Genomic DNA, 14,253 nt, shown 5'->3' with positions numbered 1-14,253 from the left:
CGACGGCTCTTACAATAACTCTGTTTCCAAAGGATTCAGGGCAAAAAGGAGTGGAAGAACATGAAAGCAGGAATTCATCCAGAATACCGTAAAGTTGTATTCCTAGACACAAGTTCTAATTTCAAGTTTCTAACAGGGTCTACTCAGACTTCTGAAGAAACAATCGAGTGGGAAGATGGAAACACGTATCCATTGATCCGCGTAGAGATTAGTTCTGCGTCTCACCCGTTCTACACAGGTAAGCAGAAAGCTGACAAAGCTGGCGGCCGTGTGGATCGCTTCAAGAAGAAATATAACCTTTCATAATTATGATACCCTCTCTTTTGAGAGGGGCTTCATCATTTTGAACAAAAACAGGCAAATTGTCTCAGAGGTTTGCCTGTTTTTTTGTCAAAAAATAGGGGTATAAAAGTCTTTGTTGGAAAGACTTTATCGTATACTCTTCAAAGGACTTATCAATAAGGGGAGCTGTCCTTGGTGATCAAATCAAGGGAGCTCTTTTTTGTTGACATAAAGGGGAGGATACCGGATGATCCCCCCATATTTGAAGCTTGATCGTGTGAGAAGGGAGCGACAGTAGACGTGTATGTAATGAAACAAAGTGGATGGGTCGAACTCATCTGCGGAAGTATGTTCAGCGGAAAATCGGAAGAGTTGATTCGTCGCGTCAGACGTGCAACTTTCGGTAATTTGACGGTCCGTGTCTATAAACCTGCGATTGATGACCGGTACAAGGAAGATGCGGTTGTCTCTCATAATGGCACCTCTGTAATGGCTCGTCCTGTGAAAAGCTCGTTGGACATCCTTCAACATGTGACGGATGAAGTGGATGTTGTAGGAATTGATGAATTGCAGTTTTTTGACGAGCATATCGTAGAGGTCGTGGAGTGTTTAGCAGATAAAGGCATACGCGTCATCGTCGCTGGACTGGATACCGACTTCAGAGGGGAACCTTTTGGCAAAATGCCGGCTATGATGGCCCTAAGTGAAAGTGTTACAAAATTGAACGCAATCTGCCCTGTTTGTGGTTCACCGGCCAGCCGTACTCAACGTTTGATTGATGGAGCGCCCGCTTCCTATGATGACCCGATTATTTTAGTCGGTGCGTCGGAATCATACGAACCGCGTTGCCGCCATCATCACGAAGTACCGAATAAGCCCAGGCAACAGGAAGTGAAAAAGGTTTACGCTGAAAAAACAACATAAACTACTACTTAGACAGCTGACCTCAGCTGTCTTTTTTTCTGCCCAAAATCATGATCTATCTTGCATAAAAGCTCCCTTTTCTTGAAGACTCAGTTTCGAGATGTTTGTTGAGTGGATGGGGGCTGCGGGGAATGACTCGCTTTCCGCGGGAGCGCGGTGAGCCTCCTCGGACTGCGTCCTGTGGGGTCTCACCCTGCACTTTTTCCCCGCAGGAGTCTCGCCATTCCCCTCCGCCCCTTTGCCATATAAGTATCTCGAAACTACTTCCAGAATAAGCAGCTGTCCAGCGTAATGTAAGTTCGTGAATCCAACTAAAAACAAGCAGTTCTCTGCACTTTAACGCTTGCTATGAAGCGCTTTTTTTACTGGAAAGCAGTGTTAATGGAAAATGCTCCAATTGTGTAGGTGGGTTCGTTTCTCACAATATCGAATGGGGTGGTTGGAAAGCGAGTTGCTTCCCAACCACCCCTAACACTCAATTCAGCAACGAACCCTGAAACATATCGATACTGAGTCTTCAACAATCCTGCCAGTTAGATAAACAAATGTTCTGTAAAATATTCTCAATGTGCTGGATTCCGTTTAAATAAACGAGTTTAGTGATATCTTAAAGGATAGATAAACGTATGGTCTGGGGGGATGGGTATGGATAAAAAATCCATTCAGTCTGAAATGTCAAGCTACATTGGCAAGCTGTTGCGTGACCACTTCGGAAAAGGGCCTTCTTCGGTATTCGTATCCATAGAAGGAAAGTTTCTGACTATTTATTTGAAAGATTTTCTAGCGCCAATGGAGCGTGTGTTAGTCGGGCAGAAAAATGATAAAAAAGTGGAAGAAACACGAGACCTTATGATGAGGGAACTAATTCCTGATATAAAAGCAACGTTTCGTGCCAGTTCAAATATCTATATCGATACACTATATTATGATTGGTCGTTATCTAGACAAACCGGCATGCTCATAGGCATCATTGCTACGGATAACACAGAGGATGAAGGGCTTAAATCCTATGCACAAAAAGACGCGGTTCACGAAGAAGTCGAACAACTGAGCCGAAAAGCTGAGAAACCACCCGAGTCCATTCGTTCTTTTTTACTGAATGAACGCACATTGCTCATTGAGCGGAACGGGATCCTCGTAGCGATCGAAAAAGAATTAATCAACGCAGGTTATGAGCAGCCTTTGAAGATTTCTAAACGCCGGTTAGAAAAACGTCTTTTGAACTTTTCTTCTTTTGAAACGGTTCTTGGAAAAACGATAGAAGACGGCTTTGTGGATTGGGATTTTGATAAGGATCGCAGTTATATCGTTCTCATATTGAAGCCGTAAAAAAGGGGGGAGGGCAATGGTCGATGAAAAAGACAGCCATCTGCTGGAGAAGACATTATTACTGGAAGAATGCATGAATGCATATAAATACGCTGTAGAAACTGTACAAAAAAACAGCCCGATGAGAGAGGATATGGTTAGTTCCTGTGCGGAGGTTTGCAGGAAGGCGGCGGAAGATTCCTTGGCTCTCGGAGAACGGGAAAACGGCAGAATCTACCTTATGTGTATAGAATATGTGCACTTGTGTGAAGAACTTAAGGGGTATCATTCGTTTCGGGAACAAAAGAACATGAAGAAATCCATGTAGCTCAACCGGTTTTCATTTCTCCCATTTTGTACTATAATAATGATTGGGATGAAACAAAGACGTTTGATCCTTACTTGTGCTTAACCATTGAACGCTGATCACATTTAAATATATCCATTCGGTATCATTGATCTGGACAATAGAGCTAGACAAAAGCCGAAAAGTATCTTTCTTTCCACAGGTGGATACTTTTCGGCTTTTTTGCGTTTTTCGAGCAAAATTTTGCTCAACGAAAGGAGTATGCGCTCTGTATCGTATAGTTGGATTAGACAGCAACCGTATCGTTATTGAGTTTAGAAAAGATAACAAAGATTTGGTTTTTCAGGATTACGCCGAAGCAGAAAAATTTCTAGAAAAAATCAAGCAAGAGGACATTATCCCTAAAAAATATCAGTTGCTCATCGAAAAGTAACACCCCAAACCCAAGCGGCCTTCCCGCTTGGGTTTTTTTACGCTTTTTTCACTATTGCTCCCTTTTATGGAAGACTCAGTTTCGAGACGTTTGTGTGATTCTAGGGGCTCCGGGAAAAGGTTCGCTTTCCATGGGGCGGGCGGTGAGCGAGCTATTCCCCGCAGCCCCCATCCACTTAACAAAAGTCTCGAGATCGAGTCTTCCACAATCCTGCCATTATGTTGAATAGTTATTGGAGCATAAGTGAAAAGGTTTCGGAGACAATAACGGTAAAAAGAGAAGAGGTGCAAGAGATGATACGATTAATTCTCATGACAGGAATGGCAGTGTTATTGTTGAGTGCGTGCGGCATGCAGGGAGAAAAATACCAGGGCATGACAAGCCGGGATGATGTGGAAAACATGGGCTACACCAATGAAGTGACACGTGGGCAGGAGAGTCCTCGTTCAATGAATAAAGTCGGGGATACATGGGGCCTTAAACAAGACCGTCAAATGATCAAAGAAGCAGCTCAGCAACTTCCTGGCGTTGAAGTGAAACGGATTGCGCTTGAAGCGAGCCAAGTTTGGGTGACGGCACACGTTGAAGGGGATAAGGATTTTTCCAAAGAAGAAAAAGCAGATTGGGAAAAACAAATCCAGGAAGCTGTATACAAGGCTGTCCCCCGGTATGACATTCACGTGAAAATCAATTAACTTTTTAAATGATTTATCCATTTGTTAGAAGGGGAATGACTAGGTTTCTACGGGAGATCCGTGGAAAAGGTTGTTTCCCTTTTCTTCCTCTAGAGAAGAATGCAGCGGCGAAGTCAATCCCTGGTCATCATCTTTTTGTGGAATAGGTTGAGCGGTTGTAACCATGACCTCTCTATAATATAATTAGAATGTTATGGAGAAAGAGGTGCATACCATTGATCGAACGTTTACAAACATTAGAAGATCGTTATGAAAAATTGAATGAATTACTTAGTGATCCTGAAATTATTTCTGATACGAATAAACTGCGCGAGTATTCCAAAGAACAATCCGGATTGCAGGAGACTGTGACTGCTTATCGTGAATATAAAGAAGTGACAGAGCAACTGGATGATGCTAAAGCGATGCTTGACGACAAAATGGATGCGGATATGGTGGAAATGGTCAAAGAAGAAATTCATGAACTTTCCACACGCAAACAGGACCTTGAAGAGCGCTTGAAAGTCCTCATGCTTCCGAAAGACCCGAACGATGATAAGAACGTTATCATGGAAGTGCGTGGAGCTGCGGGTGGAGACGAAGCCGCTCTATTTGCTGGTGACCTTTACCGCATGTACGCACGCTATGCAGAGGCGCAGGGTTGGAAGACAGAAGTCATTGAAGCGAATGCAAGTGATGTCGGCGGATATAAAGAAATTATCTTTATGGTGTCAGGGAACATGGCCTATTCCAAGCTGAAGTTCGAGAACGGCGCTCACCGCGTCCAGCGTGTACCTGAAACGGAATCAGGCGGACGTATTCATACTTCTACCGCGACTGTCGTAGTTATGCCTGAAGCGGAAGAAGTCGAAGTGGAGTTGCACGATAAAGACATCCGAGTCGATACGTTTGCTTCAAGTGGTCCAGGAGGACAAAGTGTCAACACGACCATGTCCGCTGTACGTCTGACTCACGAACCTACAGGAACCGTTGTATCTTGTCAGGATGAAAAATCACAAATTAAGAACAAAGAGAAGGCGATGAAAGTTCTTCGTGCTCGTGTTTATGATAAATTCCAACAGGAAGCACAGGCAGAATACGATGAAAACCGTAAATCTGCTGTAGGTACAGGAGACCGCTCCGAGCGTATCCGTACGTATAACTTCCCGCAAACACGTGTGACGGATCACCGTATCGGTTTGACGTTACAGAAGCTTGACCAGATTCTTCAGGGAAACATGGATGAAATCATTGATGCCCTGATGATCGAAGAGCAAACGAAAAAAATGGAGCAGATTGGTGAATAGTATGCAGCCTACTTTTACGTCGATTCGGGAAGCCCGCCGCTGGGCTTCTCTTTTTTTACAACAACATCAACGAGAACCGAGGGTGGCTGATTTGTTGCTGGAACACCTTTTGGATTGGACACCATCCCAACTTCTTGCTTTTGATGATGAACCAATACCTGCTGAAGTGGAAAAAAGGTTCGTCCAAGATGTGCGGCAGCATGCGGACACAGGGGTGCCTGTCCAGCATCTGACAGGAGTCGGCCATTTTTATGGCAGGGAGTTTAATGTCAATGAAGACGTATTGATTCCGAGACCTGAAACAGAAGAGCTGGTCCTTGGCGTTGTTGATTATGTTCGTGAGAAAAACTTGAAAGCACCTAAAATTGTTGACCTTGGAACAGGGAGCGGGATCATTGCAATCACGCTTGCGACCGAAATCGATGGCAGTGATGTGACTGCGGTGGATGTATCAGAAAGAGCGCTTCGTATGGCTGATAAAAATGCAAAGCTTCATAACGTGGATGTTCGATTTGAACAAGGGAACTTTTTAGCTTCTATGCTAGATGAGCCTTTTGACATCATCGTATCCAATCCACCTTATATCGCTTATGCAGAGAAGCAGGGAATGGTTGATACCGTGGTGGATTTTGATCCGTCCATGGCTCTATTTGCTGAGGAAGAAGGATTGGCCGCTTATCGAACGATTCTCACCCAAATTTCCCTCATGAAACAAAAACCAAACTGCGTCGCTTTTGAAATCGGTCATCAGCAAAGCGAATCTGTATGTGCCCTCATCCATGAGCTGCTGCCTGAATTCACTTCAGAAGTTCGTCAAGATATCAACGGCAAAGATCGTATGGTTTTTGTCTTTTCCAAACATAAAATAGAAGATTGATAGATTGATGGTTTAAAGTAGAGCCTCCCTGACCATACTAGCGACTAGTAGAGGGACAGGGAGGAATTGAGAATGAAAAACAGTTGGCTCTTATTGTTATCTTTATCTATTATTGTTGCAGTCCTCCCATGGGGACAACAATCGAACGCACAACCTGAATTTCAAGTGATTCCGGATGAAGCCATCCGTCTTCGTATATTAGCGGATAGTAACGATAAGAAGGATCAGAATGTTAAACGTTTGGTGAGAGATGAGGTCAATGCTGAAATTACTGAATGGGTAGCCGAATTGACTTCCATCGAAGCCGCGCGAGACTTGATTCAAAGTCGTTTGCCAGAGCTTGAAGAGATTTTAGGGCAGACCTTGGAGAAGCAAGGGATCCAACAGAATTTCACCGTCGACTACGATTCCACGGTTCAATTTCCAACGAAGTTGTATGGCTCGTTTATTTACCCGGCAGGAGAATATGAAGCGATTCTTATCACATTGGGAGAAGGGAAAGGCGATAATTGGTGGTGTGTCTTGTTCCCGCCTCTATGTTTCCTTGATTTCTCAAATGGTACAAGCGTGGCAGAAGCAGAAGAAGTGACGGAAGAAGTAGAGGAAGAAGAGAAAGAAGAAAAAGTAGAAGAAGAAGTACAGTTCTTTGTCGTAAAAATATGGGAAAGCATCTTTTCCTAGCATACAATCCACATCCCTTTTCATAGAGTAGAACAAAGGGGTGTGGATTCTATTATGTATATTGAACAAATAGAAGATGAGCTATATCAGTTAAAAAAAGCCGACCAGCCGATCGGATCGTTCCGCCTGATTCATTTATCTAAGGGAGCAGGTAAGCTAGAACAGCTTCAAGTGAAAGATCATATTTCTCCAGGTAAAATTTTAGCAGTGTTTGAATTGATTCAGTCCTATGTAAAAAAAGCAGGATTGAGAGAATTGCATGTGGAAAGCCATTCCGACACCTTGGATTTTCTTTTGCAGCACCAACAATTCAAGAAGAAGGATGTCGAAAAAAGATTGTGGGTATATGAAGTTAATCACAACTAATTGTGCATAAGTAGCTTAGTTATTCACAAAAAGGGTATTGATTGTTAATAACTTGTGAATATAAAATTTTCAGTCTCATATTTACTAACGGATTCTTTGGATATGTGGGTAAAAATGTGTATAACTTGAGGACATCTTGTGAATAATGTCTAAATTTGCGATATTTTGTAGAATTAATCATAATAGATAGTGACAGTAGATACGGAATAAAGGGGTACGTAAGATGAGTATGGATACGAAATGGTGGAAACAAAGGAAGAATCCTAAGGAGTTTGACGCTCAAGTCGAAGAAGCTTCAGCTCTTCTTAGAGAAAAGCAGGTAGTCGCTTTTCCGACAGAAACGGTGTACGGGTTAGGTGCTGATGCAACGGACGCAGAAGCTGTACAGCGGATCTTCGAAGCCAAAGGTCGTCCAGCAGATAACCCTTTGATTGTTCATGTGGCAAACGAAGATCAAGTGAGCCCGCTAGTTTCAGAGATTTCCCCTGTCGCAAGGAAACTGATGAACGAATTCTGGCCAGGCCCGTTAACTCTTGTCCTCAAGAGCAACGGAACAGCGGCTGAAAATGTGACCGCGGGATTATCCACAATTGGAATTCGAATGCCTGATCATCCACTTGCTTTGGCCTTGCTTCAAAAAACAGGAAAACCATTAGCTGCACCAAGTGCAAATCGGTCAGGACGACCAAGCCCGACAACGGCTGATCACGTCTATCAGGATTTGGATGGAAAAATTGCAGGCATCCTAGACGGAGGACCAACAGGGGTTGGGGTGGAATCCACTGTTGTTGACTGCACGACTGAAATTCCTGTCATTTTAAGGCCAGGTGGGATAACTAAAGAAGATTTAGAATCCGTTCTTCCGCAAGTCATGATGGATCCCGCTCTTGCTGATGAAAAAGAGAAGCCTAAATCACCGGGAATGAAGTACAAGCATTATGCACCGGAATCACCGCTTTGGCTGGTGGATGGCAATGACGATTTCTTCTCGAAGCAACTCCAACAACTAAAGGAAGATGGAACCAGCGTCGGGGTCATTGCAAGTGATGAATTAGCACAAAAACTTGACCATCTTCCTATAATTCGATGTGGTTCAAGGAATCATCTTAATGAAGTAGCAGAAAAACTTTATGGTGCCTTAAGGGAATTCAAAAAGTCTGATGTGGACTTGATCTTATGTGAAACGTTTTCCGAAACAGGTGTAGGAGCGGCTATCATGAACCGACTGAATAAAGCCGCTGTCAAAAGAATCCAGACCTACTGACATACGATTCTCCTCCCATGCATACGATGATATAGCATGTCCGGGGAGGGGAACACTCAGTTGGAGCACATGACATCGTTAATTTTGTTATCAATCGCCTTAGGGTTGGACGCATTCTCCGTTTCTTTGGGAATGGGGATGCAATCAGTAAGGTTAAGGCACGCTTTTTTCACTGGGATTGTCATCGGTGTTTTTCATATGATTATGCCTGGATTAGGTATTTGGCTTGGGAAATGGCTGTCTGATAGCGCGGCTGAATGGGCCGAATTGTCAGGTGGGGTCATGTTATTCGGCTTAGGTGCTTATGCGGTCTTTGCTTCATTCACTGAAAAGCACTCCGTCTCTTACCGAATGACCGGCATTGGGCTGTGGTTGTTCGCATTAAGTGTAAGCATTGACAGCTTCCCGGTTGGTTTCAGCTTAGGTTTAAGGGAAGCGGAAATGGTCATGTCTGTTCTTGCCTTCGGTGTATTTAGCATGGCTCTTACATGGACAGGCTTTATTATTGGCCGTCGAGCAGGAGGTTTACTTGGTACGTACAGTGAACTTCTAGGAGGAAGCATCTTGTGTGCATTAGGATTGAATGCCATTTTTTAACATGTTTTTTCGTCTGATCTGTACCTATGATACTATATAGTAAATGGACTATCGATGAGGAGAAGATTGGTTATGAATATACTATTTGTCTGTACTGGGAACACATGCCGAAGTCCAATGGCAGAAGCATTGCTGAAATCGAAATTTGAAGAAGGAAACGTTCAATCCGCAGGAATCTTCGCAGGAAAAGGCGAGCCTTTAGCGAAGAATTCTGAACTGGTTCTTAAGGAGATCGATTTGGACCTCAACCACCAAACAAAGCCTATAGATCAAGATCTTCTTGAATGGGCAGACCTTGTGCTTACCATGACAGATCGACACAAACAAACCCTAGCACTTCAATACCCAGACGACCAGGAAAAATATTACACACTTAAAGAATATGTTCTCATGGATGAAGCCAAATGGAAACATTTAAAGAACCTTTACGCGTCCTTTGAAGAAAAACGTTTATCTATCTTGAACGAATATAAAGGCAAGATGGATGAGCAGGAATTGGAACAAAAGTTGTTCGACGAACTTGAGGACGAAATAAAAGAGATCGACGAGCGGGAGAAAGAACTGCCTGATATGAATATCATAGATCCTTTCGGTGGGAATGTAGCCATCTACAGGAATACCCGTGATGAGCTAAACCATTACATTGAACGTTTAATAGCTAAACTTCGCGACGAGGAATAAACCGGTTTCCTTAAACATAATACCCTCGTCGCCCAATGTTTTTATGACATCCTTCATACATATCAAAATCCCAGAGAATCCTCTGGGATTTTTTATATCCTTCTTTTCATTCCCCACTCCCAGAAAAGCTCCCTTTTCTTGGAGACTCCGTTTCGAGACTTTTGTTGAGTGGATGGGGGCTGCGGGGAATGACTCGCTTTCCGCGGGAGCGCGGTGAGCCTCCTCGGACTGCGTCCTGTGGGGTCTCACCCTGCACTTTTTTCCCGCAGGAGTCTCGCCATTCCCCTCCGCCCCTTTGCTATATAAGTTTCTCGAAACCACTTCAATAATAAGCAGTTTTCCTGCGTCATAGGATTTGGTCGATTTAACTTAAAGTATTGACCCAATTGTATTTTTAAGCTTGCTATATAGCGCTTTAAGTTAGGGATCATTGATTTTAGAAGACCCTCCATGCGTGTGCGTGGGTTCGTTTCTCACATTATTGAATGGGGTGGTTGGGAAGCTGCGAGACTCCCGCGGGAATGGATTGGCTGGCGAGACCCCGCAGAGCTTTAGCTCGAGGAGGCTTGCCGCCATCCCCGCAGGAAAGCGAGTGGCTTCCCAACCACCCCTGACGCTCAACTCAGCAACGAACCCCGAACCATCTCGAAATCGAGTCTTATAGAAACCTGCCAATTAGTTTAAAAATAGATAGTTGGAAAGAGTCGGAGGGAGAGCATTGACAGGGTGAAGGGAAACTGTCACGATAAGATTGATATTAGAAGACGGGAGTGTCTATAGATGAAAGTGATCCTTGCCTCCGACCATGGCGGAGTAAACTTACGAAAAGAAGTAGCAGACGTGTTGAATGAATTAGAAGTGAAATTCGAAGACATCGGGTGCGACTGTGAAGGTTCCGTCGACTATCCAGACTACGCAATCCCTGCAGCAGAACGTGTAGCAACCGGAGAATTTGATAAAGCGATCCTCATCTGTGGAACAGGTATCGGCATGTCGATCTCCGCGAACAAAGTGAAGGGAGTTCGTGCTGCGTTGGTGCATGACCTTTTCACAGCTAAAGTTACCCGCGAACATAATGACTCGAACGTCTTGTGTATGGGCGAACGCATCATCGGACCAGGTCTAGCTCGTGAAATTGCGCGAACATGGGTGTCTACAGACTTTGAAGCAGGTCGTCACGAAAGACGTGTAAGTAAGATTGCCGAATATGAAAATAAGTAATACAATGGGATATAGAAAAGCTGAAGCTTTTACTAGCTGACGCTGACAATTGAAGGAGGAGCCTGACGCTTCTCCTTTTTTTGTAGAACAAGCCGTTTATAGGAAAATCCTTTCCTATATGTGCTGACACATAGAGGAGGTAGAAGAGTGACGGATTTGAAAAAGATTCAAGCGGATGTTCGCTCTGTTGTTGATCAGCTTATGGAATCAGGGAGTCTTCAACCAGGTGCTTTTGTCATCGGTTGTTCAACAAGTGAGATTGCAGGAGAGAAAATCGGTACTTCAGGAAGTGAAGCCATTGCTGAAGTGGTTTATAGTGAGCTGCAAAATCTTACAGAGCGCTCCCGAGTTCACCTCGCTTTCCAGTGCTGTGAACATTTGAATCGATCATTAGTTGTCGACCGTTCAGTGATGGAAGAGCAGCGTTTGACAGAAGTATCTGCTATTCCTGTTCCGACAGCGGGCGGATCGATGGCCTCCTTCGCTTACAAGCACATGAAAGATCCTGTGCTTGTGGAAGGGATAGAAGCCAAGGGCGGGCTTGATATCGGTGATACACTCATCGGGATGCATTTGAAACGTGTAGCCGTGCCGCTTCGAATGGATCAGAAATCTATCGGCCATGCTCACATTACGGCAGCTAAAACCCGACCTCCTCTCATTGGTGGGGCACGTGCGGTTTATGTAAGTCAAGAAGAAGCAGGTTCTTGTGATCATTAGGAATGGAAAGGGGAAGCTAGACCATGAATCATGTAAAATCAGCAGATGCAGAAATTTTCGCAGCCGTACAGGATGAAAGACAACGCCAACAGGATAATATTGAATTAATTGCTTCAGAAAACTTCGTTTCAGAAGCGGTTATGGAAACGATGGGTTCTGTGCTTACGAATAAATATGCGGAAGGGTATCCAGGCCGTCGTTACTACGGGGGTTGTGAACACGTAGACGTGGTTGAAAATTTGGCCCGCGACCGCGCGAAAGAACTGTTTGGTGCCGATCATGCAAATGTGCAGCCACACTCAGGTGCACAAGCGAACATGGCTGTCTATTTCACCGTGCTTGAGCATGGAGATACAGTTCTTGGTATGAATCTGAATCACGGCGGTCACTTGACCCATGGCAGCCCCGTCAACTTTAGCGGGAAGTTATACAACTTCGAAGAGTACGGCGTGGATGAAAAGAATGAAACGATTGATTATGAGGCTGTTCTAGAGAAGGCTAAAGAAGTACAACCTAAATTGATCGTAGCAGGTGCCAGTGCTTATCCGAGAGAAATCGACTTTGCTAGATTCCGTGAAATCGCTGATGAGGTCGGAGCCTACCTCATGGTCGACATGGCCCATATCGCAGGACTGGTAGCTACAGGTTTACATCCAAACCCAGTACCTCATGCTCATTTCGTGACGACAACGACCCACAAAACATTGCGTGGTCCTCGTGGCGGAATGATTCTTTGTGAAGAATCTTTCGCTAAGAAGATTGATAAGACGGTATTCCCAGGTATGCAAGGTGGACCTTTGATGCACATCATCGCGGCTAAAGCCGTGTCCTTCAAGGAAGCGTTGCAACCAGAATTTAAAACATATTCCCGACAAATCATTGCCAATGCCAAGCAACTCGGCGAATCCCTTGTAGAAAAAGGGGTAGACCTAGTTTCTGGAGGAACAGACAACCACTTACTTTTACTTGACTTACGCAGCAAAGGCTTAACCGGCAAAGTGGTCGAAAAAGCTTTAGATGAAATTGGAATTACGACAAACAAAAATGCCATCCCGTTCGATCCTGAAAGCCCGTTTGTCACAAGCGGTATCCGTATCGGTACTGCGGCTGTTACAAGCCGTGGCTTCAAGGAAGCGGAAATGGAAGAGATTGCAGACCTGATTGCATTCACTTTAGACCATCACGAAGATGAATCTAAAATGAAAGAAGCGGAAAAACGCGTCCGTGAATTAACCTCCCGCTTCCCGTTATATCAGACACTTAACTTTTCTTCCATTTAATAAATGAACCACCAAGAGCCACTAGAATGATCTAGTGGCTCTTATTAAAGAATTTGGCAAGATAGTTAAGGAAAGATTTCGACGTAACAGGGGTTCTTTAACATGTTGAGCGACAGGGGTGGTTGGGAATCTACTCGCTTTCCTGTGGGGGAGTGCCGAGCTTCCTCGGGCTAAAGCCCTGCGGGATCTCGCCGATCTCCTTTCTCCCACGGGAGTCTCGCAGCTTCCCAACCACCCCATAGAGGTTGTAAGAAACAAACCCCTTTACCACGAGGGTGTGTCTTCCACTTCCTCGGAGGTGAAGCCATAAAGCGCTCTATATCAAGCTTTCATATTTAGAATAGCTGCGTGGAAGTAAATACTCTCCTCTTTCCTTGTGTACAAAGCAACTTATCCGAGAAGTGGTTTCGAGACACTCTTATGATAAAGGGGCGGAGGGGAATGGCGAGACTCCTGCGGGAAAAAAGTGCAGGGTGAGACCCCACAGGACGCAGTCCGAGGAGGCTCACCGCGCTCCCGCGGAAAGCGAGCTATTCCCCGCAGCCCCTATCAACTCAACAAAAGTCTCGAAACGCAGTTCCACAAATGAAGCAAATCTGTAACAATTCGTAATCTAATCATAGGTTGCGGATGGGGTTCTTTTTCTGTACAATTTAAAGGATGTAAATTTTCAGAAGGAGTGAATGGCAATGGCAAACGTTTATGTACTGGATCACCCATTGATTCAACATAAGTTGACGTACATACGTAAAAAGGAGACAGGGACGAAAGACTTCCGTGAATTAGTAGATGAGGTAGCGGCATTGATGGCCTTTGAAATCACCAGAGATCTTCCGCTAGAAGAAGTGTCTATCGAAACACCAGTCGTACAGGATGCAAAGGCAAAAGTACTGACAGGGAAGAAAATCGGCCTTGTTCCTATTCTAAGAGCTGGGCTTGGGATGGTAGATGGAATCATCCAATTGATTCCTGCTGCGAAGATCGGACACGTTGGACTCTACCGCGATCCAGAAACATTGCAGCCCGTCGAATATTATGTGAAGCTTCCAAGTGATATCGAAGAACGTGAACTGATTGTCATCGATCCGATGCTTGCGACAGGCGGATCAGCCAATGAAGCAATCCACTCCTTGAAGAAACGTGGAGCACGACAAATTCGTTTGATGTGTCTAGTAGCTGCCCCGGAAGGTGTTGAAGCTGTACAGGAAGAACACCCTGATGTGGACATTTACCTTGCCGCTCTTGATGAGAAGTTGAACGAAAAAGGATACATCGTACCAGGTTTAGGAGATGCAGGAGACCGTTTGTACGGAACGAAATAAAACCACTTC

16 protein-coding genes are annotated in these 14,253 nt (G+C 44.5%); all 16 read left to right on the top strand.

Annotated features, from left to right (window positions below; all coding sequences use genetic code 11):
* Positions 1–60: 60 nt before the first annotated feature.
* The 16 genes from ACXACN_RS12770 (at position 61) to upp (ending at position 14,244) form a co-directional block, all read left to right on the top strand.
* Positions 61–306, top strand: a complete 246-nt coding sequence (locus tag ACXACN_RS12770; protein WP_115823370.1) for a type B 50S ribosomal protein L31 — start codon at positions 61–63, stop codon at positions 304–306.
* 276 nt (positions 307–582) lie between these two features.
* Complete coding sequence (locus ACXACN_RS12765; RefSeq protein WP_474964910.1) at positions 583–1,206, top strand: thymidine kinase; 624 nt, start codon at positions 583–585, stop codon at positions 1,204–1,206.
* A gap of 645 nt (positions 1,207–1,851) precedes the next feature.
* Entirely contained in the window at positions 1,852–2,535 is a 684-nt protein-coding gene (locus ACXACN_RS12760) for a Na-translocating system protein MpsC family protein (RefSeq protein WP_474964908.1), read from the top strand.
* A gap of 16 nt (positions 2,536–2,551) precedes the next feature.
* A complete protein-coding gene (locus ACXACN_RS12755) occupies positions 2,552–2,842 on the top strand; it encodes a hypothetical protein (protein ID WP_474964906.1) in 291 nt (96 codons plus the stop codon).
* A 705-nt stretch (positions 2,843–3,547) separates the two neighbouring features.
* Positions 3,548–3,949 carry a hypothetical protein gene (locus tag ACXACN_RS12750; protein WP_474964905.1) on the top strand — a complete coding sequence of 134 codons (402 nt, stop codon included), beginning with the start codon at positions 3,548–3,550 and terminating at the stop codon, positions 3,947–3,949.
* 215 nt (positions 3,950–4,164) lie between these two features.
* The gene (gene prfA / locus ACXACN_RS12745; protein WP_474964904.1) at positions 4,165–5,235 is read left to right on the top strand and encodes a peptide chain release factor 1; all 1,071 of its coding nucleotides are present in this window, start codon (positions 4,165–4,167) and stop codon (positions 5,233–5,235) included.
* A gap of 1 nt (position 5,236) precedes the next feature.
* Positions 5,237–6,112, top strand: coding sequence for a peptide chain release factor N(5)-glutamine methyltransferase (gene prmC, locus ACXACN_RS12740; RefSeq protein WP_474966874.1), 876 nt, complete (start codon positions 5,237–5,239; stop codon positions 6,110–6,112).
* A 72-nt stretch (positions 6,113–6,184) separates the two neighbouring features.
* The gene (gene spoIIR / locus ACXACN_RS12735) at positions 6,185–6,793 is read left to right on the top strand and encodes a stage II sporulation protein R (RefSeq protein ID WP_474964903.1); all 609 of its coding nucleotides are present in this window, start codon (positions 6,185–6,187) and stop codon (positions 6,791–6,793) included.
* A gap of 54 nt (positions 6,794–6,847) precedes the next feature.
* Positions 6,848–7,159, top strand: a complete 312-nt coding sequence (locus ACXACN_RS12730) for a hypothetical protein (protein WP_474964901.1) — start codon at positions 6,848–6,850, stop codon at positions 7,157–7,159.
* A 223-nt stretch (positions 7,160–7,382) separates the two neighbouring features.
* The gene (locus ACXACN_RS12725) at positions 7,383–8,423 is read left to right on the top strand and encodes an L-threonylcarbamoyladenylate synthase (protein WP_474964900.1); all 1,041 of its coding nucleotides are present in this window, start codon (positions 7,383–7,385) and stop codon (positions 8,421–8,423) included.
* 69 nt (positions 8,424–8,492) lie between these two features.
* Complete coding sequence (locus tag ACXACN_RS12720) at positions 8,493–9,020, top strand: manganese efflux pump MntP (RefSeq protein WP_474966873.1); 528 nt, start codon at positions 8,493–8,495, stop codon at positions 9,018–9,020.
* 72 nt (positions 9,021–9,092) lie between these two features.
* The gene (locus ACXACN_RS12715; protein WP_474964898.1) at positions 9,093–9,701 is read left to right on the top strand and encodes a low molecular weight protein arginine phosphatase; all 609 of its coding nucleotides are present in this window, start codon (positions 9,093–9,095) and stop codon (positions 9,699–9,701) included.
* A gap of 780 nt (positions 9,702–10,481) precedes the next feature.
* Positions 10,482–10,922: a ribose 5-phosphate isomerase B gene (gene rpiB, locus ACXACN_RS12710; RefSeq protein WP_474964896.1), complete on the top strand. Its 441-nt coding sequence runs from the start codon at positions 10,482–10,484 to the stop codon at positions 10,920–10,922.
* Between the two features lie 156 nt (positions 10,923–11,078).
* Positions 11,079–11,642, top strand: a complete 564-nt coding sequence (locus ACXACN_RS12705; RefSeq protein WP_474966872.1) for a TIGR01440 family protein — start codon at positions 11,079–11,081, stop codon at positions 11,640–11,642.
* Positions 11,643–11,665: 23 nt separating this feature from the next.
* Positions 11,666–12,922 carry a serine hydroxymethyltransferase gene (locus ACXACN_RS12700; RefSeq protein ID WP_474964895.1) on the top strand — a complete coding sequence of 419 codons (1,257 nt, stop codon included), beginning with the start codon at positions 11,666–11,668 and terminating at the stop codon, positions 12,920–12,922.
* 689 nt (positions 12,923–13,611) lie between these two features.
* Positions 13,612–14,244: a uracil phosphoribosyltransferase gene (gene upp, locus ACXACN_RS12695; protein ID WP_474964893.1), complete on the top strand. Its 633-nt coding sequence runs from the start codon at positions 13,612–13,614 to the stop codon at positions 14,242–14,244.
* The last annotated feature ends 9 nt before the right edge of the window (positions 14,245–14,253 follow it).

The sequence above is a fragment of the Halobacillus sp. AWM4_238 genome (assembly GCF_056158265.1).
The sequence above is the reverse complement of the archived record's forward strand: the minus strand, read 5'-3'. Positions and strand labels throughout refer to the sequence as shown.

Bases quoted from the DNA above. Each gene is read 5' to 3' on its own strand.
- ACXACN_RS12770 (WP_115823370.1), top strand. From the start codon at position 61: ATGAAAGCAGGAATTCATCCAGAATACCGTAAAGTTGTATTCCTAGAC.
- spoIIR (WP_474964903.1), top strand. From the start codon at position 6,185: ATGAAAAACAGTTGGCTCTTATTGTTATCTTTATCTATTATTGTTGCA.
- prmC (WP_474966874.1), top strand. From the start codon at position 5,237: ATGCAGCCTACTTTTACGTCGATTCGGGAAGCCCGCCGCTGGGCTTCT.
- ACXACN_RS12700 (WP_474964895.1), top strand. From the start codon at position 11,666: ATGAATCATGTAAAATCAGCAGATGCAGAAATTTTCGCAGCCGTACAG.
- upp (WP_474964893.1), top strand. From the start codon at position 13,612: ATGGCAAACGTTTATGTACTGGATCACCCATTGATTCAACATAAGTTG.
- ACXACN_RS12760 (WP_474964908.1), top strand. From the start codon at position 1,852: ATGGATAAAAAATCCATTCAGTCTGAAATGTCAAGCTACATTGGCAAG.
- ACXACN_RS12730 (WP_474964901.1), top strand. From the start codon at position 6,848: ATGTATATTGAACAAATAGAAGATGAGCTATATCAGTTAAAAAAAGCC.
- ACXACN_RS12755 (WP_474964906.1), top strand. From the start codon at position 2,552: ATGGTCGATGAAAAAGACAGCCATCTGCTGGAGAAGACATTATTACTG.
- rpiB (WP_474964896.1), top strand. From the start codon at position 10,482: ATGAAAGTGATCCTTGCCTCCGACCATGGCGGAGTAAACTTACGAAAA.
- ACXACN_RS12725 (WP_474964900.1), top strand. From the start codon at position 7,383: ATGAGTATGGATACGAAATGGTGGAAACAAAGGAAGAATCCTAAGGAG.
- ACXACN_RS12750 (WP_474964905.1), top strand. From the start codon at position 3,548: ATGATACGATTAATTCTCATGACAGGAATGGCAGTGTTATTGTTGAGT.
- ACXACN_RS12715 (WP_474964898.1), top strand. From the start codon at position 9,093: ATGAATATACTATTTGTCTGTACTGGGAACACATGCCGAAGTCCAATG.
- ACXACN_RS12720 (WP_474966873.1), top strand. From the start codon at position 8,493: ATGACATCGTTAATTTTGTTATCAATCGCCTTAGGGTTGGACGCATTC.